This window comes from Bacillales bacterium (assembly GCA_035700025.1).
Lineage (GTDB): Bacteria > Bacillota > Bacilli > Bacillales > DASSOY01 > DASSOY01.
Genome location: DASSOY010000028.1, coordinates 46,510 through 67,513, shown reverse-complemented (window position 1 = coordinate 67,513; position 21,004 = coordinate 46,510). Strand labels below are relative to the sequence as shown.

At 50.7% G+C, this 21,004-nt stretch carries 20 protein-coding genes, 1 tRNA gene and 1 other annotated feature; of the genes, 9 read left to right on the top strand and 12 right to left on the bottom strand.

Annotated elements, in window-relative coordinates; all coding sequences use genetic code 11:
• Window positions 1-17 precede the first annotated feature (17 nt).
• Together VFK44_05070 and VFK44_05065 are read right to left on the bottom strand one after the other, a co-directional pair.
• Entirely contained in the window at window positions 18-407 is a 390-nt protein-coding gene (locus VFK44_05070; GenBank protein ID HET7627744.1) for a hypothetical protein, read from the bottom strand.
• A gap of 251 nt (window positions 408-658) precedes the next feature.
• Window positions 659-732, bottom strand: a tRNA-Arg gene (locus VFK44_05065).
• Window positions 733-802: 70 nt separating this feature from the next.
• Here VFK44_05065 and VFK44_05060 point away from each other — a divergent pair.
• The 8 genes from VFK44_05060 (at window position 803) to VFK44_05025 (ending at window position 7,343) form a co-directional block, all read left to right on the top strand.
• Window positions 803-1,432 (top strand): deoxynucleoside kinase, encoded by a 630-nt coding sequence (locus tag VFK44_05060; protein ID HET7627743.1) that lies wholly within the window; start codon window positions 803-805, stop codon window positions 1,430-1,432.
• A 145-nt stretch (window positions 1,433-1,577) separates the two neighbouring features.
• Window positions 1,578-2,237 carry a GntR family transcriptional regulator gene (locus VFK44_05055; protein HET7627742.1) on the top strand — a complete coding sequence of 220 codons (660 nt, stop codon included), beginning with the start codon at window positions 1,578-1,580 and terminating at the stop codon, window positions 2,235-2,237.
• Window positions 2,238-2,258: 21 nt separating this feature from the next.
• A complete protein-coding gene (gene dctP, locus VFK44_05050) occupies window positions 2,259-2,810 on the top strand; it encodes a TRAP transporter substrate-binding protein DctP (protein ID HET7627741.1) in 552 nt (183 codons plus the stop codon).
• Window positions 2,692-3,315 carry a TRAP transporter substrate-binding protein gene (locus VFK44_05045; protein ID HET7627740.1) on the top strand — a complete coding sequence of 208 codons (624 nt, stop codon included), beginning with the start codon at window positions 2,692-2,694 and terminating at the stop codon, window positions 3,313-3,315. Before dctP ends, VFK44_05045 begins: the two co-directional genes overlap by 119 nt.
• 70 nt (window positions 3,316-3,385) lie before the next feature.
• The gene (locus tag VFK44_05040; protein HET7627739.1) at window positions 3,386-3,880 is read left to right on the top strand and encodes a TRAP transporter small permease; all 495 of its coding nucleotides are present in this window, start codon (window positions 3,386-3,388) and stop codon (window positions 3,878-3,880) included.
• Window positions 3,877-5,172, top strand: coding sequence for a TRAP transporter large permease (locus VFK44_05035; GenBank protein ID HET7627738.1), 1,296 nt, complete (start codon window positions 3,877-3,879; stop codon window positions 5,170-5,172). The genes VFK44_05040 and VFK44_05035 overlap by 4 nt, the downstream gene beginning before the upstream one ends.
• Window positions 5,173-5,191: 19 nt before the next feature.
• Window positions 5,192-6,115, top strand: a complete 924-nt coding sequence (locus VFK44_05030; protein ID HET7627737.1) for a hydroxymethylglutaryl-CoA lyase — start codon at window positions 5,192-5,194, stop codon at window positions 6,113-6,115.
• Between the two features lie 10 nt (window positions 6,116-6,125).
• A complete protein-coding gene (locus tag VFK44_05025) occupies window positions 6,126-7,343 on the top strand; it encodes a CoA transferase (protein ID HET7627736.1) in 1,218 nt (405 codons plus the stop codon).
• Here the strand turns inward: VFK44_05025 and VFK44_05020 are convergent.
• The 8 genes from VFK44_05020 to guaB all read right to left on the bottom strand — a co-directional run bounded on the left by VFK44_05020 (window position 7,336) and on the right by guaB (window position 16,366).
• A complete protein-coding gene (locus VFK44_05020) occupies window positions 7,336-7,989 on the bottom strand; it encodes an HAD family hydrolase (GenBank protein ID HET7627735.1) in 654 nt (217 codons plus the stop codon). The two genes, VFK44_05025 and VFK44_05020, sit on opposite strands and share 8 nt — an antisense overlap.
• A gap of 15 nt (window positions 7,990-8,004) precedes the next feature.
• Complete coding sequence (locus tag VFK44_05015; GenBank protein ID HET7627734.1) at window positions 8,005-9,204, bottom strand: molybdopterin-dependent oxidoreductase; 1,200 nt, start codon at window positions 9,202-9,204, stop codon at window positions 8,005-8,007.
• A 201-nt stretch (window positions 9,205-9,405) separates the two neighbouring features.
• Entirely contained in the window at window positions 9,406-10,116 is a 711-nt protein-coding gene (locus VFK44_05010; GenBank protein ID HET7627733.1) for a nucleotidyltransferase domain-containing protein, read from the bottom strand.
• A gap of 5 nt (window positions 10,117-10,121) precedes the next feature.
• Window positions 10,122-11,402 carry a serine--tRNA ligase gene (gene serS / locus VFK44_05005; GenBank protein HET7627732.1) on the bottom strand — a complete coding sequence of 427 codons (1,281 nt, stop codon included), beginning with the start codon at window positions 11,400-11,402 and terminating at the stop codon, window positions 10,122-10,124.
• A gap of 42 nt (window positions 11,403-11,444) precedes the next feature.
• Window positions 11,445-11,678 (bottom strand) — a binding site (T-box leader).
• A 44-nt stretch (window positions 11,679-11,722) separates the two neighbouring features.
• The gene (gene pdxT, locus VFK44_05000; GenBank protein ID HET7627731.1) at window positions 11,723-12,310 is read right to left on the bottom strand and encodes a pyridoxal 5'-phosphate synthase glutaminase subunit PdxT; all 588 of its coding nucleotides are present in this window, start codon (window positions 12,308-12,310) and stop codon (window positions 11,723-11,725) included.
• Window positions 12,311-12,337: 27 nt separating this feature from the next.
• Window positions 12,338-13,222, bottom strand: coding sequence for a pyridoxal 5'-phosphate synthase lyase subunit PdxS (gene pdxS / locus VFK44_04995; protein ID HET7627730.1), 885 nt, complete (start codon window positions 13,220-13,222; stop codon window positions 12,338-12,340).
• A 200-nt stretch (window positions 13,223-13,422) separates the two neighbouring features.
• Window positions 13,423-14,736, bottom strand: coding sequence for a serine hydrolase (locus tag VFK44_04990; GenBank protein HET7627729.1), 1,314 nt, complete (start codon window positions 14,734-14,736; stop codon window positions 13,423-13,425).
• A 172-nt stretch (window positions 14,737-14,908) separates the two neighbouring features.
• Window positions 14,909-16,366, bottom strand: a complete 1,458-nt coding sequence (gene guaB, locus VFK44_04985; GenBank protein HET7627728.1) for an IMP dehydrogenase — start codon at window positions 16,364-16,366, stop codon at window positions 14,909-14,911.
• A gap of 168 nt (window positions 16,367-16,534) precedes the next feature.
• On the opposite strand from guaB, the gene VFK44_04980 reads away from it, so the two are divergent.
• Window positions 16,535-17,473, top strand: coding sequence for a YaaC family protein (locus VFK44_04980; protein ID HET7627727.1), 939 nt, complete (start codon window positions 16,535-16,537; stop codon window positions 17,471-17,473).
• On the opposite strand, the gene VFK44_04975 is transcribed toward VFK44_04980, so the two are convergent.
• Both VFK44_04975 and gyrA read right to left on the bottom strand, forming a co-directional pair.
• The gene (locus tag VFK44_04975; protein ID HET7627726.1) at window positions 17,466-18,536 is read right to left on the bottom strand and encodes an HD-GYP domain-containing protein; all 1,071 of its coding nucleotides are present in this window, start codon (window positions 18,534-18,536) and stop codon (window positions 17,466-17,468) included. The two genes, VFK44_04980 and VFK44_04975, sit on opposite strands and share 8 nt — an antisense overlap.
• A complete protein-coding gene (gyrA, locus tag VFK44_04970) occupies window positions 18,533-21,004 on the bottom strand; it encodes a DNA gyrase subunit A (protein HET7627725.1) in 2,472 nt (823 codons plus the stop codon). Before gyrA ends, VFK44_04975 begins: the two co-directional genes overlap by 4 nt.

The following is a 21,004-nucleotide window of genomic DNA, read 5'->3' as shown; positions in this document are numbered from 1 at the left end:
GGTATTCCGACAACTCGTTACGAAATTTGTTTTCTCTTTTTTCGCGGGTCGCACAAATTATGAATCCACTCTCTGTACGTCTCGTAAATTTCGCCCTCTAACAAGCGTTCAAGCATGTTTTCTTCGGGACCGAAGAAAAACGTTTTATCATCAAAGAAATAGCGGAGTCTTCGAAATGGAATTCTAGTAAAATTCGTATCTGGTCTGAAACGGTATTTGTTGGTCCGGTCCCCGATCAAACGAATCGTAAAGATCATGTCTTCTCCTAATTCGGAAGGGGTCGGCAACAGTAAATAAGGTCGATCACATCCGTCAAATCCGATGAAGAAGTCCTCTACCTGTTCGCGGCTGTCCGGCATCCTTGTCATTACGGCCTTGACAATGAGACGATGCACCTTCTCGTTCATCCAAATTCCCTCCTTGATTCTATCTCTATGATGTCCAAACACGTGACGGATTATACAAGTTCGCCAACATCAATAGACGAGATAGAGGGGACAAGGATTTGACTCGTAACCTTCCACCTTCATTTTACATCAAACCGCGAAAAAATTGAAGCCGACCACGGTCGGTGCCGCACTCGCACATGCAGCCATCCGGTTTGATGCCCGCCGAATCGAAACAAAAAAAGAACCTTGATTGCACAAGGCTCCGTTGACGTCCCAGAGAGGATTTGAACCTCTGACCTATCGCTTAGGAGGCGATTGCTCTATCCAGCTGAGCTACTGGGACAGGCTCCCCACGCATTATACCAAATTGCATGCTATACTACAATTACTCATCGGACGAGAGGAGATTCGCCGTGAAACCGCCTGCTTTCATTGCCGTCGAAGGGCCGATCGGCGTCGGAAAAACGACGTTGGCACGGGCCGTCGGTCACCATTTCGGTTTTCCCGTAGTGGAAGAAATCGCCGAAGAAAATCCTTTTCTCGGGAAGTTTTATCAAAACGTGGAAGAATGGAGCTTCCAAACGGAAATGTTCTTTCTTTGCAACCGGTTTAAGCAGCTTGAAGATGTACAGCGCGACTATTTGGCACGCAATCAAGCCGTTACCGCTGACTATCATATTTTTAAAAACGAGATTTTTGCTTCACGCACGTTGACGCGCGAACATTACGATAAATACATGCAAATCTATCATCTATTGACCGATGATTTGCCGAAACCGAACGTCGTCATTTATTTGACCGCGAGCCTTGAAACCTTGCTGAACAGAATCGCGATGCGTGGCCGAAAGGCGGAAACACATCTTTCTACCGATTATTTGAAACAACTGCGCGCAGACTATGAAACGTTCATGGAGCGATTTCAAGCGGCAAATCAGGACATCCCGGTACTTCGCATCGACGGCGATAAATGCGATTTTGTAAAAAATCAATCCGATCTGGCAGCCGTTCTCAAGCAGTTGCACACGATCTTAAACAACTGGTAAGAGCGAACATTCAGCATCCGTACAGCATCCAAACGAGGATGCTATTTTTGTGCAAAAAATATTATTTACTTTTTTGAATTTTGTGTTTATACTGTATACAGTATACTGAGAGTTATCGAATATAATCCGAAAGGAGCGTACATTGATGGCATCCTTTTCCCGGCTTGAAAAATCGGTTCCTTTGTTCAAACAAGTGACCGATGTGCTCATTGAACAAATGGTGGGCGGCGAAATCCGAATGGGCGCACGATTAAGCGAAAGTTTGCTTTCCGAACAGCTCGGCATCAGCCGGACGCCCGTGCGCGAAGCACTTCGAACGCTTGAAGCTGAAGGATGGGTGGAAGAATCGGAGAACGGCTATGTCGTCTTTTCCGCTTCTCTGCAAGATTTTGAAGAAATGTCCCAATGCCGCGCAGTCCTGGAAGCACTTGCGGCGAAAAGCATGGCCCTTCAAGCGTCGAACGAAGAAATTGAACAGCTCAAAACCATCTACGAAACAACTGAACAAGCCTTAGCCAAGGGAGATAACGAACAGGTCTTACAGCTGAACCAGACGTTTCACGAACACATCGTCCAATCCAGCCACAACTCGCATTTGCTTAAATTGCTCACTCCTTTGAAAGGGCGCATTTACATGTACCGTTTCGTGCTCAGCCGTTACGACCGATTACAAACGTTTTTACCTGATCATAAACACATTGTGGAGGCGATTGCCGAAAGAGATGAAAAGAAAGCGGAAACGATGATGTTGGAGCATTTGCACAACGACCTGGAAACGATGAAAACAAGCTTGCAATCCAATTGAAAAATGGGGAGGTTTTGGAAAGTGAAGAAATTATGGACGGTTCTATGTTTGGCACTCATCACAATGCTTGCGCTTGCCGGTTGCGGCGGAGGGACTTCCTCGTCCGGATCAAACGGTTCGGGGGACTCGGGGAACGGATCTTCAGCCCAATCGGACAATGAAATTCGTGATCGAACGTTAACTTTTGCGACAACGATGGAAGATTCCGGAATTGATAAAAGAATCAAAGAGAAATTCGCCGAACTCGTCGAGCAAAAGAGCGGCGGGAAAATGAGAATCAATTTCTTCATGGGCGGACAACTCGGCAGCGAAAAAGAAGCGCTCGAACAAATGAAACTCGGCGAACTCGACATGGGCTACAACGTGGTCCAAGCGGATTTATACTATAAGGAATACAACATCGCGATGCTCCCGTACTTGTTCCCGGATTACGAAAGCGTGAAACGGTTCATGAATGGGCCGATCGGCGAAAAAATTAAAAAGCTCGATCGCGAAAAAGGCGGCATCCCCGCTCGGCTTCCACGGCTACGGTCCAAGATGGACAACAAGCAACAAACCATTCAAAACTCCTGAGGAAATGAGCGGATTAAAAATTCGGATGCCGAACATTCAATGGTGGGTCGACATCTGGAAAGAACTCGGAGCGCTGCCTACACCGATTGCGGCACCTGAAATCGTAACCGCGTTAAAGACAGGAACCGTAGATGCGCAAGAAAATTTCTTGACGAACATCGCCGGACGCAAAATGTGGGACTACCAAAAATATTTAATCGCGACGAAACATATCGAACTGTTCCAAACGTGGTTGATCAGCGCGAAAACGTGGGATTCGTTCAACCCGGCCGAACAAAAACTCATTCAAGATGCCGTGGACGAAACGATTGCTTACATTCAGCCGCAAATCGAGGACTTGAACAAACAGTTTGTCCAAGAATGTAAAGATCACGGCATGGAAGTGATTTATCCCGATCGTGAAGCGTTCATGGAAAAAGCAAAAGAAATCAACAAGAAAATCATTGAACGCGATCTCGCCCCGGGAGTATATGAAGCAGCAATGAAAGCCATCAACAACAAATAATTTCAGAAAATAGGGAAAAAGGAGGAGGCACTTCTCCTTTTTTCCCCCTTAGCAAAGGTTGTGATCGGATATGCAGCTGTTTTGGCGCAGATTGGATAAACTGTTGGACCATTTTTCAACGTTGTTGTTCATCGCCTTTTTCATTTGTATTCTTTTGCAAGTGTTTTTCCGGTATGTGCTTTCCTTGCCCTTGACGTGGACTGAAGAAGCTTCGCGCTATTTGAACATGTGGTCGGTGCTGATCGGTGCGGCACTCGGGGTACACGCGAACGAACATTTGCGCGTCGATCTGATCGACCGTTGGATCGAGAACGTTCACCCGAAAACGAAAATGATCCTTTATTTAATCATTACATTCTTTTCCTCTTTATCCATGGTCGCCTTGTTGATCGGAAGCGTGATTATGACGCATTCGAGCTGGGGAATTCGACTGACGATGATTCCTCTCCCGCAAGGCATACTCTATCTCGGTGCGGCGCTCGGATCGGCGTTTATGACGCTGTTTTTCCTGAAGCAGCTTGTGACCAGCGCGCTTCAACTCGGCGATAAGGAGGCGCGGCCATGACCTTAATCATTTTATTGTGTTCGCTCGTTATCTTTCTCGTACTCGGTATCCCCGCGGTATTTTCGATGGGGCTCAGCACGATTGTATACTTTATTGTCGATCGCGGAATTTTCGACATCCCGTTTGAAATGATTGCCCAAAAAACCGTCTTCGGCTTAAACAGTTTCGCGTTGCTCGCCGTCCCATTGTTCTTGCTTGTCGGCCGCTTGATGAACGAATCGGGAACGACGGAAAAGCTGTTTATGTTTGCGAAAGCGCTCGTCGGGCATTTCAAAGGCGGGTTGGCTCACGTGAACGTACTCGCCAGCGTAATTTTTGCCGGGATGTCCGGTTCGGCAACCGCCGACGCCGCCGGTCTCGGCCAAATCGAAATTAAAGCGATGCGCGATGCAAAATACGATCTCGATTTCTCTTGCAGCGTAACTGCGGCTTCATCTTTAATTGGACCGATCATTCCTCCGAGCGTTCCGATCATCCTTTATGCGATTTTAGGTGGTGTCTCTGTCAATGCGCTGTTAATCGCAGGCATCATTCCGGGCTTGTTGATGGCCGTCTCGTTAATGCTTTATATCGCATATGTCGTTCGCAAAAGAAATTATCCGTCGGAAAAACGAGCCACATTCAAACAAATTATGTTTGCTTTCAAACATGCGTTTCTCCCGTTAATGACACCTGTCATTTTGATCGGGGGCATCATCAGCGGCGCCTTCACGGCGACGGAAGCCGGCGCGGTAGCCGCCTTTTACGCCTTGATTCTTGGCGTTTTCGTGTATCGGTCGATTTCTTGGCGGAAACTTTACGACATCTTCAACAAAACGATGAAAGACAGCAGCATGATCATGATCATTTTGGCGATTGCCAACGTATTTTCCTGGATTTTGACCCGGGAAAAAATCCCCGTCGTCGTATCCAACATCATGCTGACAATTTCCGATGATTACTGGGCCATCATGATTATGATCATTCTCTTCCTGCTGTTTCTCGGCTGTTTCATGTCTTCAATCGTTTCCATTAACATTGCAACACCTGTTCTCGTTCCAGTCGTCGTCGCTGCCGGAGGGGATCCGCTGCATTTCGGGATCATCATGATTTTGACGCTCATGGTCGGTGAACTGACACCGCCGTTCGGCATGGTTTTGTTTGCGATCACGAGAATTTCCGACATTAAATTCGACCGGCTCGTGCGCGCCGTACTTCCGTTTTTGTTTCCGGTCATTGCCGTTATCGTACTCGTGCTTTTGTTTCCGCAAATTGCCACGTTCCTGCCTCACTATTTAGGCGGAACCGGTTGATGACAAGGATGCAAACGCGATGAAACGATCGATCACAGTGACCGAAGTCGTGACGAGAGACGGGTTTCAAATTGAGCCGGAATGGATTGACACGGAACGAAAAATCGCGCTTGTGCACGATTTGATCGCCGCCGGGGTGCGAAGGTTTGAACTGTCTTCTTTCGTTCACCCCGTCCTCGTCCCGAACATGAAAGATGCCGAGGAACTGTTCGCCGCGTTTCAGCGGGTGGACGACGTCGTCTTTTGCGGACTCGTGTTAAACGAAAAAGGCGCGGAGAGAGCTTTGGCCGCGAAAGTCGATGAAATCAACTATGTGTTCTCGGCCAGCGAAACGCACAATCGCAAAAACAGCCGCCAATCGGTGCAGCAAAGCCTGACTTTCGCCTTACGGCTCGCCGAAATGAGCAAACAGGCCAACATCCCGTTAAACGTAGGGCTGGCGACGAGTTTCGGCTGTCCTTTCGAAGGCGTCTATTCTGCTCAGAAATTATGGCCGTTGCTCGAACCATTAGCCGCAGCCGGCATTCGTTCGATCTGCCTCGCCGATACGACGGGCATGGCGCATCCGCTGCAAATAAAAGAAACTTGCCGGCAAATCTTGCAACGATGGCCGCATCTCCTATTGCAGCTTCATTTGCATAACACGAGAGGAATGGGCTTAGCCAATGCACTCGCCGGAATCGAAGCCGGCGTCACGCATTTCGACAGTTCATTGGCGGGACTCGGCGGCTGTCCGTTCGCGCCGGGGGCAAGCGGAAACATATGCAGTGAGGATTTCGTTCACATGCTGCACCTGTGCGGCTATGAAACGGGAATCGACCTGGACCGGCTGATCGCGTGTGCCCGCGGACTCGAGAAACAAATGGGCCGGACATTGCCTGGTCAAGTGATGAAAGCCGGAAAAACGGATGATCTTCATCCAGCCGATTCTGTTCCGGGATAGGAGGAAAATCATGATAGACGAATTGCGGAAACAATCGCCGCTCGAAGGCGTTAGAGTGGTCGAGCTCGGAAATTTCATTGCCGCCCCGTTCATGGGACGCCTTCTTGCCGATTACGGCGCGGAAGTCATCAAGGTGGAAATGCCCGAACAAGGAGACTCGATCCGAAAATGGGGGAACAAAGTCGAAAAGAACAAATCGATTTGGTGGTCGACCCAGTCGCGAAACAAAAAATGTGTCACATTGAATTTGAAAACGGCACGCGGGCAGGAGATCGCCCGGCAATTATGCAAAACGGCCAACATCGTCGTCGAAAATTTCCGCCCCGGCACGCTTGAAAAATGGAAGCTCGGTTACGAAGATTTGAAGAAGATCCATCCGAAACTGATCATGGTCCGTATTTCTGGATTCGGACAAGACGGGCCGTACAGCAACAGGGCGGGATTTGGCAGCGTCGGCGAAGCGATGGGCGGCATTCGCTACGTCACCGGTTATCCGGATTTGCCGCCGCCGCGCGTCGGCATCAGCATCGGCGATTCCGTCGCGGCCATGTTTGGTGCACTGGGAGCGATGGTCGCTCTTTACCACCAAAAGCAACATAACGACGAACAAGGCCAGTTGATCGACGTTGCTTTGTACGAGTCAGTGTTTGCTTTGATGGAAAACGCGATCGGCGAATATTACAAATACGGCATCATCAAAGAACGGACCGGGACGATCCTGCCGAAAGTCGCACCATCAAACGCATATATGACAAAAGATCAAAAGTGGGTAATCATCGCCGCCAATGCCGACAACATTTTCAATCGGTTAACGGAAGCGATCGGACATCCGGAATGGAAGGATGACAGCCGCTTTTGCACGCATGAAGCACGAGGCGAACATCAACAGGAACTCGACGACCTCATCGCTCAATGGACCGCGTCGAAGCCTTTGAGCGAAGTGATGGAAATCATGGACAGCCATGCGATCCCGTCCGGTCCGATTTACAGCATTGCCGACATTGCAAAGGATCCGCATTACCATTACCGGGACATGATTCAAAAGATAGAAGATGAAGATTTAGGGGAGGTTCATATGCCCGGTATTGTGCCGAAACTGAGCCGTACGCCCGGAAACCTGAATTGGGCAGGGCCGCGGCTCGGCGCGCACAATAAGGAAATTTATGAAGGGTTGCTCGATTTCAGTGAACAAGAACTCGAGCAACTCAAAAGAGAGGGCGTCATTTAGAAGCTAACGCTTGTTCAAGCCAAACTTGAAAACAAGCCGGATCGGTAAAAAGATGATCGGGACTTTCCGCGAAGTTTTCGGTCTGCGGGGTGGAAAGCCATTGAACAGCAATGGTTTCCATCCCCGCCCGTTTTCCGGCGCGCACGTCCGTATCGCTGTCGCCGACAAAGACCGCCTCGTTCGGCGATACATCGAACGCCTCAACAATTTTTAACAACCCCTCCGGATCCGGTTTCGGACGGACCACCTCATCACCGGTCACCGTCATGTCAAACATCTTTTCCATTCCAAGCGCCTTCAACGACAAGTCGAGGCTGCGCCTTCCTTTTCCCGTCATGATTGCGAGTTTGAGTCCCCGCTCACGAATCAACTGCAGCAAACGTTCGATTTCCCGCGACCGCTTCACCCATTTGTCATGATGCTTCCAGTAATAATCATGATAATCTTCAACCGCTTGCGCATAGTCCTTCTCGTCGAAGACGCCGCGAATGATCCGCTCCTCCGAAGGACCGAACAACGCTTTAATGTCTTCAGCGGTTTTCGTTTCATTTTTATAAGATCGAAAGATTTCTTGGAAAGACCGGAACACGATCGGCAGCGTATCCGCCAACGTCCCGTCGAAATCGAAAATGACTGCTTTCAGCATAAGTGCCTCCTTTTCTTACGACAACCATGCATTTTTGCTGTAACCTCGCTGCTCCCAGTACCCGGTATGGTCATGATCGATCAATTCAATCCGGTTGAGCCATTTGACCGATTTATAGCCGTACATTTTCGGCACGATCAGCCGCACCGGACCGCCGAATTCCGAAGGAATCAACTTCCCGTCCATGAGCATCGCCACCATTACGTCGTTCATTTGCGCTTGTTTCACGGTAAGCGAGTCCGTATAAACCCCGTCCCCGGAATAAAATTTCACGTGGGTGGCGCTCGATTTTACCCCGGCCATTTTCAGCAATTGTGTTAATGGAATGCCTTCGTACGTGACGTGATAAACAGACCACCCCGTAACGCAATGAAAATCGCTTACTTGCACTTTTCGAGGAAGGGTAATAAACTCCTGCCATTTCCAATGTTGCTTATGTTTCACGAGTCCATCGATGCGAAAATCCCAGCTTTGATTATCAAACGCCGGAATCGGCGTCACCGTATAAATACGGAACCTCCCTTCGTACCCGCCGCCTTTCGGGGGACGAGACGCCGGCAACGGCTTTGGCTTCGGCACGAGGTGATTTTTGTCGCCGCGGACGACGTTCGCCAACTGGTCAATCTTCCCCGTGGACGCCGACCATTTCGTTTTCATTGACTGATACAAAACGGGGCCGACGATCAAAGCGATCAAGGCACCGATCCCGAATTTCAACACATCCCGTCTTGGCAGCGAAGCAAGCGTCTTCGGAACATACGTTGTATCGCCAACGGCTTTTCGCTGCTTGCGCACCCACCACATCCTCGTGACCATATGAAAAATGATAAAAGGCAACGCAATGATCACGGTCCAATCATGGAAAACGAGGGAAACACTGTTCAGCCAGAACGGCAGCAGCCGTTGCCCCCAAAGAATGATGCCGCTCACAGTCATAATCGCGGTCACAACGACGATGAACGTCAAATTTGCCTTTTTGCCGACGGCCCCCTGTTTTGCAAGCCGGTCCCAATGATCAGCCAACCCTCGATAGAGGAATCGCAATAGGAGAAACGCCAAATATAAGCCGATGATTATATGAACATCACGCGCCCAAATGCGCTGTTGCGGGTAATGTTGGCGGAAAGCGGGCCAGTACAAAAGAATTCCCGTCAAAAGCAACAGGAAAAACAGAAATACGTTGAGATGATGGAGTTTCTTAAGCTTCTTATACATGGCCGTCCTCCTTTCGAAACGCCGCATTGTTGAACTCATCATATCACAAAGGTTAGATCGCAATTAATTTGCAGTCATCCAGTACGTTTTTACTGACGACTTCGGTGGATGTTCCCGCGAAAAACAACCGCGAAAGGGGATCCGCAAATACCCATTTTCACAATTTTAACACATCAAAAAAACATGTGAGTCCAGACGGCATCACATGCTTTTCGCCCGTGAAAATCCTTCAAACAAGCGGCCGCCGTGGGGCCGTAAAATCTCCTCGGCGAAGGCGACGAGCGCCTCCCTTTCCCGTGCCCGCCAAAAGCGTTCAAACGTTTCATAAAACCGCTCGGCAAAATTCCGATCGTAGTTGCGCAAGGCGCGCATGATCCATTTTGCTTCGCCAATCCAATGGCCCTTCGTCCGCAGCTCAAACTCATGCAAATGCACGGCGAGTGCCTGGACGGTGAAAAGATCTTCCTGCGGATCGCTCGATCCTTCGAAATCCTCAAGCAGTTCGCTGATCGTGTAACGCTTCGCTTCGATTTCCTCGGACGTCCAATGAGGCGGACCCGCGGCCAGCAGTACTGCCGCCTCTTGTTTCATTTCAGCGGCCAGCGCATCGCCGACAAGCACCACACTCTCAGCGGCCATCGTCGGCAAACTCGGCCGCGCGCGTGCCGCATCCTGACGAAAAAACGTCTTGTACGAGGTGAGGTTGTGAACAAACAGCTCGATCGGAAAGCCGCAGGCATGCAAGGACTCCCGATATGCGGAAGGAACCCTTTCGTCGACGACTACGATGTCAAGGTCTGACGTCGATGTCCCTTCACCGCGTACATGGCTGCCGGCAAGCAATGCCGCTCGGCAAGCGGGAAAGTGTTCGGAGACGAACTGCATCGCGGCCTTTACTGCACGCTCACGCATGATGGTCACCGTGCTGAAATGACGTCGAAGTTGCCCATGTAAGGGCGAAGCGCTTCCGGAATCACGACAGAACCGTCGGCTTGCTGGTAGTTCTCGAGGATTGCGGCGACCGTGCGGCCGATGGCGAGTCCGGATCCGTTCAACGTATGGTAAAATTCCGGCTTCGCTTTCGGTTCGGGGCGATAGCGTAAGTTTGCGCGCCGCGCCTGGAAATCCTCAAAGTTCGAGCAAGAGGAGATTTCACGGTAAGTGTCATAGCTTGGCAGCCAAACTTCGATGTCGTATTTTTTCGCTGCGTGGAAGCCGAGATCGCCGGTGCACATGCTCATGACGCGATAAGGCAGCTCCAGCAGCTGCAAAACTTTTTCCGCGTGACCAGTGAGCTCTTCGAGCGCCGCATAAGAATCTTCCGGTTTTACAAGCTGCACGAGCTCGACTTTGTTGAATTGATGCTGGCGGATAAGTCCGCGCGTGTCACGGCCGGCAGAACCTGCTTCCGAACGAAAAGACGCGCTGTAAGCAACGAATTTTGCAGGTAAATCGTCTGCTTGTAAAATTTCTCCCGTGAAGTAATTCGTCACCGGCACCTCAGCCGTCGGAATCAAGAAGTAATCAAACTCGCGAATTTTGAACGCATCTTCCTCAAATTTCGGCAGCTGGCCGCTTCCCGTCATGCTGCCTCGGTTGACCAAGTACGGCGGGAGCATTTCTTCATAGCCGTGCTCCGACTGGTGCAAATCCATCATAAAATTAATGAGCGCCCGCTCGAGACGCGCTCCGAGTCCGCGATAAAACACGAATCGGCTGCCGGTCACCTTTGCTGCCCGTTCAAAGTCGAGAATGCCGAGATCGACGCCGACATCCCAGTGCGGCTTCACCTCAAAATCGAACGTCGGCACGTCGCCCCATTGGCGAATTTCGACGTTGTCATCCTCATCTTCGCCAATCGGCACGCTTTCATGCGGCACGTTCGGAATCGTCAGCAGGATTTGCTGCAAGTCCGCTTCCACTTCGTTCAACGATTCGTCCAATTGCTTAATTTCCTTGCCGACTTCCCGCATTTCGGCAATCTTGTCCGCGGCATCTTCTTTCGCCTTTTTCGCTTTCGCAATTTGTTCAGACACTTCATTTCTTTGCTGCTTCAACGTTTCCGTTTTTTGAATAAGTTCACGGCGTTTCTCATCAAGCGCCTCGAACCGATCCAGCGCGCTTAAATCTTCCCCGCGATGCTGCAACCGTTCCTTCACTTCGTCGAAATGATTGCGTACGTATTTTAAATCGAGCATTCCTGAAACCTCCTTCGAAAAATAAAAAAAACTCCCGTCCCTCGTAGGGACGGAAGTTGTCTTCCGCGTTGCCACCCTGATTGCCGTCCGAATTCGGTCGAACGGCCTCTCAAGTCCGTTATCGGCGGACAAACCGAAAATGCCTACCGCGAAAACGCGTCGTTTCGGCATTTTTCCTCAGAGACGGATTCGCGAACGCCTCAGATCGGTTTACACCTAACCACCGACTCTCTGGACTGAAGCCGTTTCGCTACTGATTCTCTTCATCGGATGTCAAAGCCTGTTCTCATTAATAAATTAATCTACACCATTTTCACCCGTTATGCAAGCTGCGTTTTCGCCTTCTCGACCATTTCGACAAAAAGTCCGTGAAAACGGGAATCTTCCGCCAGCTCCGGATGAAAAGCACACGTCAACAACCTCTCTTGGCGTGCAGCGACAATTTTATCCTCATGTTTCGAAAGCACCTCGACGGATTCCCCGACTTCGAGAATGTAAGGCGCCCGAATGAACACACCGGTAAAAGAACCTTCCAGTCCTTTGACGAGCAGCTCCGCTTCGAAACTCTCGCGCTGGCGGCCGAAGGCGTTGCGCTTCACTTTCATGTCCATCAAGCCAAGATGAACGCCGGAATGCCCTTCGATTTCTTTCGCCAGCAAAATGAGCCCCGCACAAGTACCGAAGATCGGCTTGCCTTCTTCCGAAAAGCCCTTCAAAGGCTCGATAAATCCGTATTTATCCATTAAACGGCGCATCGTCGTGCTCTCGCCGCCGGGCATGACAAGGCCGTCAATTTCCTCAAGCTGTTCCACGCGCTTGACGACGATCGTTTCCGCGCCGCACGCTTCAAGAGCCTTCACATGTTCTGGAACCGCCCCTTGAAGGCCAAGTACTCCAATTTTGACCATTTGCATTTCCCTTCTTCGTCCGAAACTTTAAAAACTACGGTCTTGCATGCGTTGTCCCGGTTCAAGCGTCGACATTTCGATGCCTTTCATCGCTTCGCCGAGATCCTTCGACAATTCGCCGATCAATTTGTAATCTTCATAATGCGTCGTCGCTTCAACGATGGCACGCGCGAATTTCTCCGGATTCTTCGATTTGAAAATACCGGATCCGACGAACACGCCGTCGGCACCGAGCTGCATCATCAAAGCCGCATCCGAAGGGGTCGCGATTCCGCCCGCGGCAAAGTTTACGACCGGCAAACGGCCTTTTTCGCGAATTTGCAAAAGCACGTCATAGGGAGCGCCCAAGTTTTTCGCTTCCGTCATGAGTTCGTCTTCCGACATGGCGACGACTTTCCTCACTTGCGACTGCACGACACGCATATGCCTAACGGCCTCCACGATGTTGCCCGTACCCGGCTCGCCTTTCGTCCGAAGCATCGAAGCCCCTTCGCCGATGCGGCGCGCAGCTTCACCCAAATCACGGCATCCGCATACAAACGGCACCGTAAATTCCCGTTTGTTGATGTGAAACTCTTCGTCCGCCGGCGTCAGCACTTCACTTTCATCAATGTAATCAGCTCCGAGCGCTTCCAACACACGCGCCTCTACGATATGTCCGATTCTCGCTTTCGCCATCACCGGAATCGAAACGGCGTTCATCACTTCTTCCACGATCGTTGGATCCGCCATACGCGCCACACCGCCGGCCGCGCGAATGTCCGCCGGGACCCGTTCCAAAGCCATAACCGCTACCGCTCCGGCTTCTTCAGCGATTTTTGCCTGTTCGGCATTCACAACGTCCATGATGACGCCGCCTTTTTGCATTTCAGCCATCCCTCTTTTTACCCGATCCGTACCTGTTTGTGCCATTCTGTTTCCCTCCGCATTTATAAAAGTCCGACTCCCTCATTCGATGAAGAGCCCTTATAACGAATCTCCGGCAAACGAAGACGAGGGAAGCCGCACACCTCGTCCATCGCCCAAGCCGAAGACTAGAGAAAACCTTATTTCCATTGTACTGTGCCCTTCCGAAAAAGACAATTTAAGCCGTTTGAAGCACAAAGCTGCGATTAAAACCAGCCTTTGATCATGTCACCGATCCCGGAAAAGAAATGAGAAAGGCCGTGTCCGATCGAGCGGAACATGAGACTGAACCAACTCGCTTTTTCGACTTGCCCCGTCGTCACAATCGCGCTTGCCGCTTGCGCTGCCTGTTGTTTCGTTAAGTATCCGTACGTATCCGTCTTTGTATTTTCAATTGTTACGGTACCGACTTGCTGCCCCTTTTTCACGGGAGCCGTGAGCGCGCCGTCTTTCGTGAACAATGACTCGTCAAAGGTCACTTTCGGTTTGTATTGATTCTTCGTGCCGCTGCGAATCAACAGTTGAATCGACTGTTTTGCTTCGATCCCGACTTGATCTTCTTTTCCTTTAACGACCGGAAGTTGTTTCTTGCCTTTCGGTTGATAGCCTTTGTTCAACAACGTCACTTTATGAAAGTTATTGAATCCGTAATCAAGCAACACTCTCGTCTGCGCAAATCGCTGTTTCAGCGAATCAGTTTTCATCACGACTGAAATCAAGTGAACATCGCCGCGTTCGGCATACGATGTGAAACAATAGCCCGCTTTGTCCGTATGTCCGGTCTTCAACCCGAGAACGCCTTCGTATTCAAACACGAGACCGGGAAGCATGAAATTCCAGTTCGGCATATTGATCGGCGATTCCACGCCTTTCGTGAACTTCGCTTTCGGAATGCTCGTATATTTGAGAACGTTCGGATGATCTTTGACGAGCCGATAGGCCAGCAAAGCCGCGTCGTGTGCGCTCATCACGTTCTCGTCATTCGGGCCGCCGAACGGCTCATGTCCCATGAGATCGCTGTTGTTCAGCCCCGTGCTGTTGACGAATTTCGTGTCTTTCAGCCCGAGTTCCTCGGCCTTCTCGTTCATCGCTTCGACGAATTTCTTCTCGCTGCCGTAAATTTTTCGGCCAATCGCAATCGTCGCCGAATTCGCCGAATAGATGGCCATTGCTTTATACAATTCCTGAACCGTATACGTTACATCTTTCCGAAGCGGGACGCCGGAAAGATTCCGGTTTTGCGACAATTTATAAATATAATCGTTAATCCGGACGGGCGTATCCCACGAGATTGTGCCTTTCTTGATAGCTTCGAGAATCAAATATTCAGCCATCATTTTCGTCATGCTTGCCGGAGACCGCTTCACGTCCGCGTTTTTTTCGTACAAAATTCTCCCCGTGTCAGCGTCGACAAGAATCGCCGACGGCGCTTTCACGTCAATCGGAGGCTCTGCTGCCTCAACCTTTGTAGTCGTAACGTTTGACATGACAGCTCCCGCCACCATTATGGCGAGTGTCATAACCAGCCCTCTTGGAATTAGGCTTTTCAACTTTCCCACACCTCCAGTACCTCTCACACAACCGCTATTTTATCATAAAAAAGAGACAGAGGAGAACCCCTGTCCGATGAAAAAATGTGTGGAAACTTTGCCCGTTTGTTCACAAACGGAGCCTTTCGACTTCCCTTTTGCATTAAACCGAGTAATTCGGCGCCTCTTTCGTAATGCTGACGTCATGCGGATGGCTTTCGCGCAATCCAGCACCGGTGATTCGCGTAAATTGCGCCTTTTCCCGCAAATCCTCGATCGTTGGCGTTCCACAATAACCCATGCCGGCGCGAATGCCTCCAACCAGCTGGTAAATCGTGTCTTCGAGCGGCCCTTTGTACGGGATCCGGCCTTCGATGCCTTCCGGAACGAGTTTCTTTTGGTTTTCCTGGAAGTAACGGTCGCTCGAGCCGCTTTCCATGGCACCGACCGAACCCATGCCGCGATATACTTTAAATTGGCGGCCTTGGTAGATTTCCCGTTCTCCCGGCGCCTCTTCGACACCGGCCAACAGACTGCCGAGCATGACTGCATGCCCGCCGGACGCCAATGCTTTTACGATGTCGCCGGAATACTTAATGCCGCCGTCGGCGATAATCGGGATGCCGTGTTTCCGTGCTTCCGTCGCGCAGTCGTAAATCGCGGTGATCTGAGGTACGCCGACGCCCGCAACGACCCGCGTCGTACAAATCGAACCCGGTCCGATGCCAACCTTCACGACGTTCGCCCCGGCTTCGATCAAATCGCGCGTACCTTCCGCCGTTGCCACGTTTCCGGCTATGATGTCAAGGTCTGGATACGCACCACGCACTTCACGAACCTTACTTAACACGCCTTCCGAATGGCCGTGCGCAGTATCGACGACAATCGCGTCAACACCAGCAGCAACAAGCTTATCCACGCGCAACAGCGCATCTGCAGTAACGCCGACCGCCGCGGCAACAATAAGACGGCCTTGGCTGTCTTTCGCCGCATTCGGAAACTCAATCGCTTTCTCGATGTCCTTGATCGTAATTAAGCCTTTCAATGTGCCGTCGGCATCGACGAGCGGAAGCTTTTCGATCTTATGCTTTTGCAACAGCAGCTCCGCTTCTTTCAACGTCGTTCCGACCGGAGCGGTGACGAGGTTTTCCTTCGTCATCACCTCTTTGATTTGAATCGAATAATCGTTGACGAAGCGCATGTCGCGGTTCGTGATGATGCCGACAAGCTTCTGGTTTTCATCAACGATCGGAACCCCGGAAATGCGGAATTTGCCCATCAAATGCTCCGCATCAAACACTTGATGCTCCGGTGTCAAATAGAACGGATTTGTGATGACCCCGCTTTCCGAGCGTTTCACGCGGTCCACGTGTTCCGCCTGCTTGTCGGAAGACATGTTTTTGTGAATGACACCGAGACCGCCTTGGCGCGCCATCGCGACGGCCATTTCCGCCTCTGTCACCGTGTCCATACCGGCGCTGATGATCGGAATTTGCAAGTTCAACCGTTCGCTCAACTGCGACTGCACGGAAACGTCGCGAGGCAAGATCGATGATCTTGCAGGCATAAGCAACACATCGTCAAAGGTTAAGCCTTCCTTTGCAAATTTGGATTCCCACACTTTTGCTCTCTCCCTTTTATCAACTCGTCTGTATGAAAAAACTCGGCTGGTGCCAAGCGTTGGTACCTGATCCTTTCGTTGCGGCCGCATAGGAAATACGGATGAGGCCGAAAAGATTATTAGTAGGTTATCAATTGGACACACTACTGTCAAGAAAGAGGGGATTCCATGGCCGAAAACCGATGGAACCGTCTATCTCCTTTTCAAACGGTTTCGTACACAAAGCCTTTTCTTCACCGCGCGTACGCGAACAGCAACGTGGAAAATCCGGAAAAACAAAGCTATCGCAACAGCTACCCGTTTCTGTATTACTTGCAGCACGGGAAAAAACATTATGAACTCGCCGGCAAGGCACCGGTCGAACTTCGCCCGTTATTGTTGTTTTATGGATTCACCCAGCTGATCAAAGCTTGTTTGCTCACCGTCGACCCGGACTATCCGAAGACTACCTCAGTGTTGGCGCATGGGGTTTCGACCCGTAAAAAAAAGAAAAAAAACTACCGTTTCTTCACCGATGAAGTGCGCATTCAAAAGTTCGGACTCGTGACGCATTTCGCCGAGCAATTGTTCGGCCGGAAAAACCTTGACGGAATCAAATTCTCGATGCGCGACTTGTTGGAACGTATCCCGGACTTAAACGATCTGTTCACCGACTTGGACTTCGAAGCCCCGTTTTACCTGCTGACGAAGGAAAACGACGGCAAACGAATGACTTTGTCAAACGCCATTCTCGACGATCTTCACATGACCGGCCACCGGTTTGTCGAGTTTTTGAACCGAAAACGATTCGGACCCGCAGCATTCGGCGCCGAAACGAAAAAAACGATCGCCTTGCATGTCGAAGGATCGATCGCTTGTCCGACATCGCTGTCCAACCGCAAATACTTGCCAAGAAAAAAAACGCATTACGACGGTCTCCCGGAAATGGTCGTCCATTGTTTGCTCTTGTATAACTTAAGCATGATTTGCCGATACGAAACAGAATGGTGGAATGAGTTGTTTCATCACGCTTCTGCCGAAGAACTGCCGTTCATTACGTCTTTTCTTGACGTTACGGAAAAAAAAATACCGCTGCTCGTGGAACGGTACTTACGGAGCCTTATGTGAGCAACGTTTCGATGGAAAGGTCGGGATGCTCCGCGAGCGACAAAAGTTCGCCGCTGTCTTCAAGGCGCACAAACGGCCGTGTCGGGTTGCGCGGCGGAATAAAGGCGATCTCACCGAAGCGCTGGTCGGTGAGACGAACCTTCGTTCCGACGGAATACGTCAACAGCGCTTTTGATAATTCTTGCAATACCCGCAAGTCATATTGACCGAACTCTTCTTTCGTCATCACTTCGAGCACTTGAAAAGGCGAGCGTTTCTCCCGGTAAGCCCGTTCGCACGTCATGGCGTGGTAGCTGTCGGCGACGGCGACGATCTTGCCGAACGGATGAATTTGCCTGCCGCTGATGCCGAGCGGATAACCGCTTCCATTCTCTCTTTCGTGATGTTGAGAAACAGCGAGGCTGACGCCTTCTTTCAACGCCGGAATCGCTTTGATCATATGATAGCTGTACACCGGGTGCTGGCGAATTTGCTCCCTCTCGCCGGGAGAAGGTTTGCCTTTGTTTTTCAAAAACGACAGCGACACGCGAGCCATCCCGCAGTCCGAAAGCGCCCCAGCCAATCCGACTTGCAATAGGTCCCCTTTCGAATACCCTAACCGCTTGGCCAAGTAAGCGGCCAAAACCCCGGTCGAAACCGCGTGATGGTACAAGTAATCGGCGCGCTTGTTGAACAGGTGAAGATGAAACACTTCCCGTTCGGCTTCCGCTGCTTTTTCCAACAATGGGATGAGCACGTTCCGGATTCGCTGAATGTCCACTTTTTGTCCGCTTTGCCACCGTTGAAAACAAAGTTTGTACTGGGCCACAGACGATAAATATTGATCAATGAACGGAGAATAGGTTGTAACGTCCTCTACCTTCTCTGACGCATTCTTCCGCTTTTCCACTTCTTCGACCGGCCGTTTATTAATCATAACTTCGCGAACAAAGAACGCTTCGAGCACTTGCAAATGTTCAGCGCTCAATTTCGTTTTCCTTCGCATAATCGGCTGTGCCGTTCCGACATACACGTCTTCGTCAAGAACATCTCCGGGCTTGAGCGCGAGACGCTTCACCTTCATTCTTCATCCTCACCTTCGGCACCGGTTTCGGAATCATGGTCTTCGTCTCTCATCACCCGTGCCACCGTGGAAACTTTTTCCCCGTCTTTCAAACGAATCAAGCGCACGCCTTGCGTATTTCGGCTCATCACCGAGATGCCTTCGACTTCCGTGCGAATGATCACGCCGGCAGCCGTAATGATCATAATATCTTCATCTATCGTGACAGGCTTCAAGGCCATCAACGGACCGTTTTTCTCGGTAATGTTGCACGTGATGAGCCCCTTGCCGCCGCGGCTTTGCAAGCGATATTCCGTTGCCGGCGTTCTTTTGCCGTAACCATTTTCGGTCACGATCAAAATATCTTCGCCGCCTTCGAGAATTCCCATACCGACGACTTCGTCGTCCTCGCCGAGCGTGATGCCTTTAACGCCCGTAGCGGTACGTCCCATAAGGCGGACGTCGGTTTCTTTAAAACGAATCGCCATGCCGTTTCTCGTTCCGATGATGATGTCTTTGTTGCCGTCCGTCAAACGAACGCCGATCAACTCATCGTCGATACGCAAATTTAAGGCAATCAATCCACCTTTGCGAATGTTGGCGAATGAAGAGAGCAGCGACCGTTTCGAAATGCCTTTTTTTGTCGTGAAAAACAAGGCTTGCTCATCGTTGAACGATTCAATCGGAATGACCGCAGATACGCTTTCGCCCGGTTCGATTTGCAACAAATTGATGATCGGAATGCCTTTCGCCGTCCGGCCGAACTCAGGAATCTCATACCCTTTCAATCGGTATACCTTGCCTTTGTTCGTGAAAAACAGGACGGTGTGATGCGTGTTCGTCGTCAGCAGTTGCTCAACAAAATCGTCCTCGTTCGTTCCCATGCCTTGAATGCCGCGGCCGCCGCGCTTTTGCAGGCGGTACGTCTCAATGGGAAGCCGCTTAATATATCCGTTATGAGTGATTGTGATCAACACGTTTTGCTGCGGAATTAAATCCTCGTCTTCGATGTTTTGCAAATCCATGCTGATCGCCGTTCGCCGTTCATCGTTAAATCGTTCTTTAATTTCCAATAGCTCTTCGCGAATCAGTTCGAGCACCTTTTCTTCGCTCGCCAAGATCGCTTTCAATTCAGCGATTTGTTTCAGCAACTCTTGGTATTCGTTTTCGATTTTGTCACGTTCAAGACCCGTTAACCGCTGCAAACGCATGTCGAGAATCGCCTGCGCCTGCTCTTCGCTCAGCTTGAACTGTCCCATTAATCCTTCACGGGCCTCGTCAGTCGTTTTCGAGCCGCGAATCAAAGCGATGATTTCGTCAATATGATCGAGCGCGATACGTAACCCTTCGAGAATGTGGGCGCGCTTCTCCGCCTTGTCGAGTTCAAACTCGGTCCGGCGGCGAATGACTTCTTTTTGATGTTCAAGATAGTAATGCAGACATTGCTTCAACGTCAGCACTTGCGGTCTGCCGTCGACGAGCGCAAGCATGTTGATTCCGAAACTCGTCTGCATCGCCGTATGCTTGTACAAATTGTTCAAGAGCACGTTGGCATTTGCATCGCGGCGTACTTCAATCACCACGCGCATGCCGTTGCGATCGGATTCGTCGCGAATGTCGGTAATGCCGTCAATTTTCTTATCGCGCACGAGATCGGCGATTTTCTCAATCAATTTCGCCTTGTTCACTTGATACGGAAGCTCGTGAACGAGAATCGTCGGCTTTCCGTTCGCTTGTTCGACGATTTCCGTCTTCGCGCGCAGCGTAATCGTGCCGCGTCCCGTTTCATACGCTTTCCGAATGCCGGAACGGCCAAGAATTTCTCCCGCTGTCGGAAAATCCGGTCCCGGAATGTATTCCATCAGTTCCATCGTCGTAATGTCGGGATTCGTGCTCACTGCAAGCACGCCGTCGATCACTTCGCCAAGCTGATGCGGCGGAATGTTCGTCGCCATGCCGACAGCAATCCCCGATGCCCCGTTGACGAGCAAATTTGGAAAACGAGCGGGGAGCACTTGCGGTTCCCGCTCGGTGCCGTCATAGTTGTCGCCGTAATCAATCGTATTCTTCTTGATGTCGCGAACCATTTCCATCGAGATCTTCGACATGCGCGCTTCCGTATAACGCATCGCCGCTGCCGCATCGCCGTCCACGGAACCGAAGTTTCCGTGCCCGTCAACTAGTTCATAGCGGTAACTGAAATCTTGCGCCATGCGCACCATTGTATCGTAAACCGCACTGTCTCCGTGCGGATGATATTTACCGATCACTTCACCGACGATTCTCGCCGATTTTTTGTAAGCTTTGTCCGCCGTCATGCCGAGATCGTTCATGGCATACAAAATTCTTCGATGCACCGGCTTCAATCCGTCGCGCACGTCAGGCAGCGCTCGGCTGACAATAACGCTCATCGCATAATCGATGAACGATGTTCGCATCTCTTGACTTATATTGACTTCCTTGATTCTCGACCGTTCATTGTCCGACAT

Bases quoted from the DNA above. Each gene is read 5' to 3' on its own strand.
- VFK44_04975 (HET7627726.1), bottom strand. From the start codon at position 18,536: ATGAAGGTGAAGCGTCTCGCGCTCAAGCCCGGAGATGTTCTTGACGAA.
- VFK44_05025 (HET7627736.1), top strand. From the start codon at position 6,126: ATGATAGACGAATTGCGGAAACAATCGCCGCTCGAAGGCGTTAGAGTG.
- VFK44_04980 (HET7627727.1), top strand. From the start codon at position 16,535: ATGGCCGAAAACCGATGGAACCGTCTATCTCCTTTTCAAACGGTTTCG.
- VFK44_05015 (HET7627734.1), bottom strand. From the start codon at position 9,204: ATGTATAAGAAGCTTAAGAAACTCCATCATCTCAACGTATTTCTGTTT.
- serS (HET7627732.1), bottom strand. From the start codon at position 11,402: ATGCTCGATTTAAAATACGTACGCAATCATTTCGACGAAGTGAAGGAA.
- VFK44_05020 (HET7627735.1), bottom strand. From the start codon at position 7,989: ATGCTGAAAGCAGTCATTTTCGATTTCGACGGGACGTTGGCGGATACG.
- VFK44_05040 (HET7627739.1), top strand. From the start codon at position 3,386: ATGCAGCTGTTTTGGCGCAGATTGGATAAACTGTTGGACCATTTTTCA.
- VFK44_05070 (HET7627744.1), bottom strand. From the start codon at position 407: ATGAACGAGAAGGTGCATCGTCTCATTGTCAAGGCCGTAATGACAAGG.
- gyrA (HET7627725.1), bottom strand. From the start codon at position 21,004: ATGTCGGACAATGAACGGTCGAGAATCAAGGAAGTCAATATAAGTCAA.
- VFK44_05010 (HET7627733.1), bottom strand. From the start codon at position 10,116: ATGCGTGAGCGTGCAGTAAAGGCCGCGATGCAGTTCGTCTCCGAACAC.
- VFK44_05035 (HET7627738.1), top strand. From the start codon at position 3,877: ATGACCTTAATCATTTTATTGTGTTCGCTCGTTATCTTTCTCGTACTC.
- pdxT (HET7627731.1), bottom strand. From the start codon at position 12,310: ATGGTCAAAATTGGAGTACTTGGCCTTCAAGGGGCGGTTCCAGAACAT.
- pdxS (HET7627730.1), bottom strand. From the start codon at position 13,222: ATGGCACAAACAGGTACGGATCGGGTAAAAAGAGGGATGGCTGAAATG.
- VFK44_05030 (HET7627737.1), top strand. From the start codon at position 5,192: ATGAAACGATCGATCACAGTGACCGAAGTCGTGACGAGAGACGGGTTT.
- VFK44_05055 (HET7627742.1), top strand. From the start codon at position 1,578: ATGGCATCCTTTTCCCGGCTTGAAAAATCGGTTCCTTTGTTCAAACAA.
- VFK44_04990 (HET7627729.1), bottom strand. From the start codon at position 14,736: ATGACACTCGCCATAATGGTGGCGGGAGCTGTCATGTCAAACGTTACG.
- VFK44_05045 (HET7627740.1), top strand. From the start codon at position 2,692: ATGGGCCGATCGGCGAAAAAATTAAAAAGCTCGATCGCGAAAAAGGCG.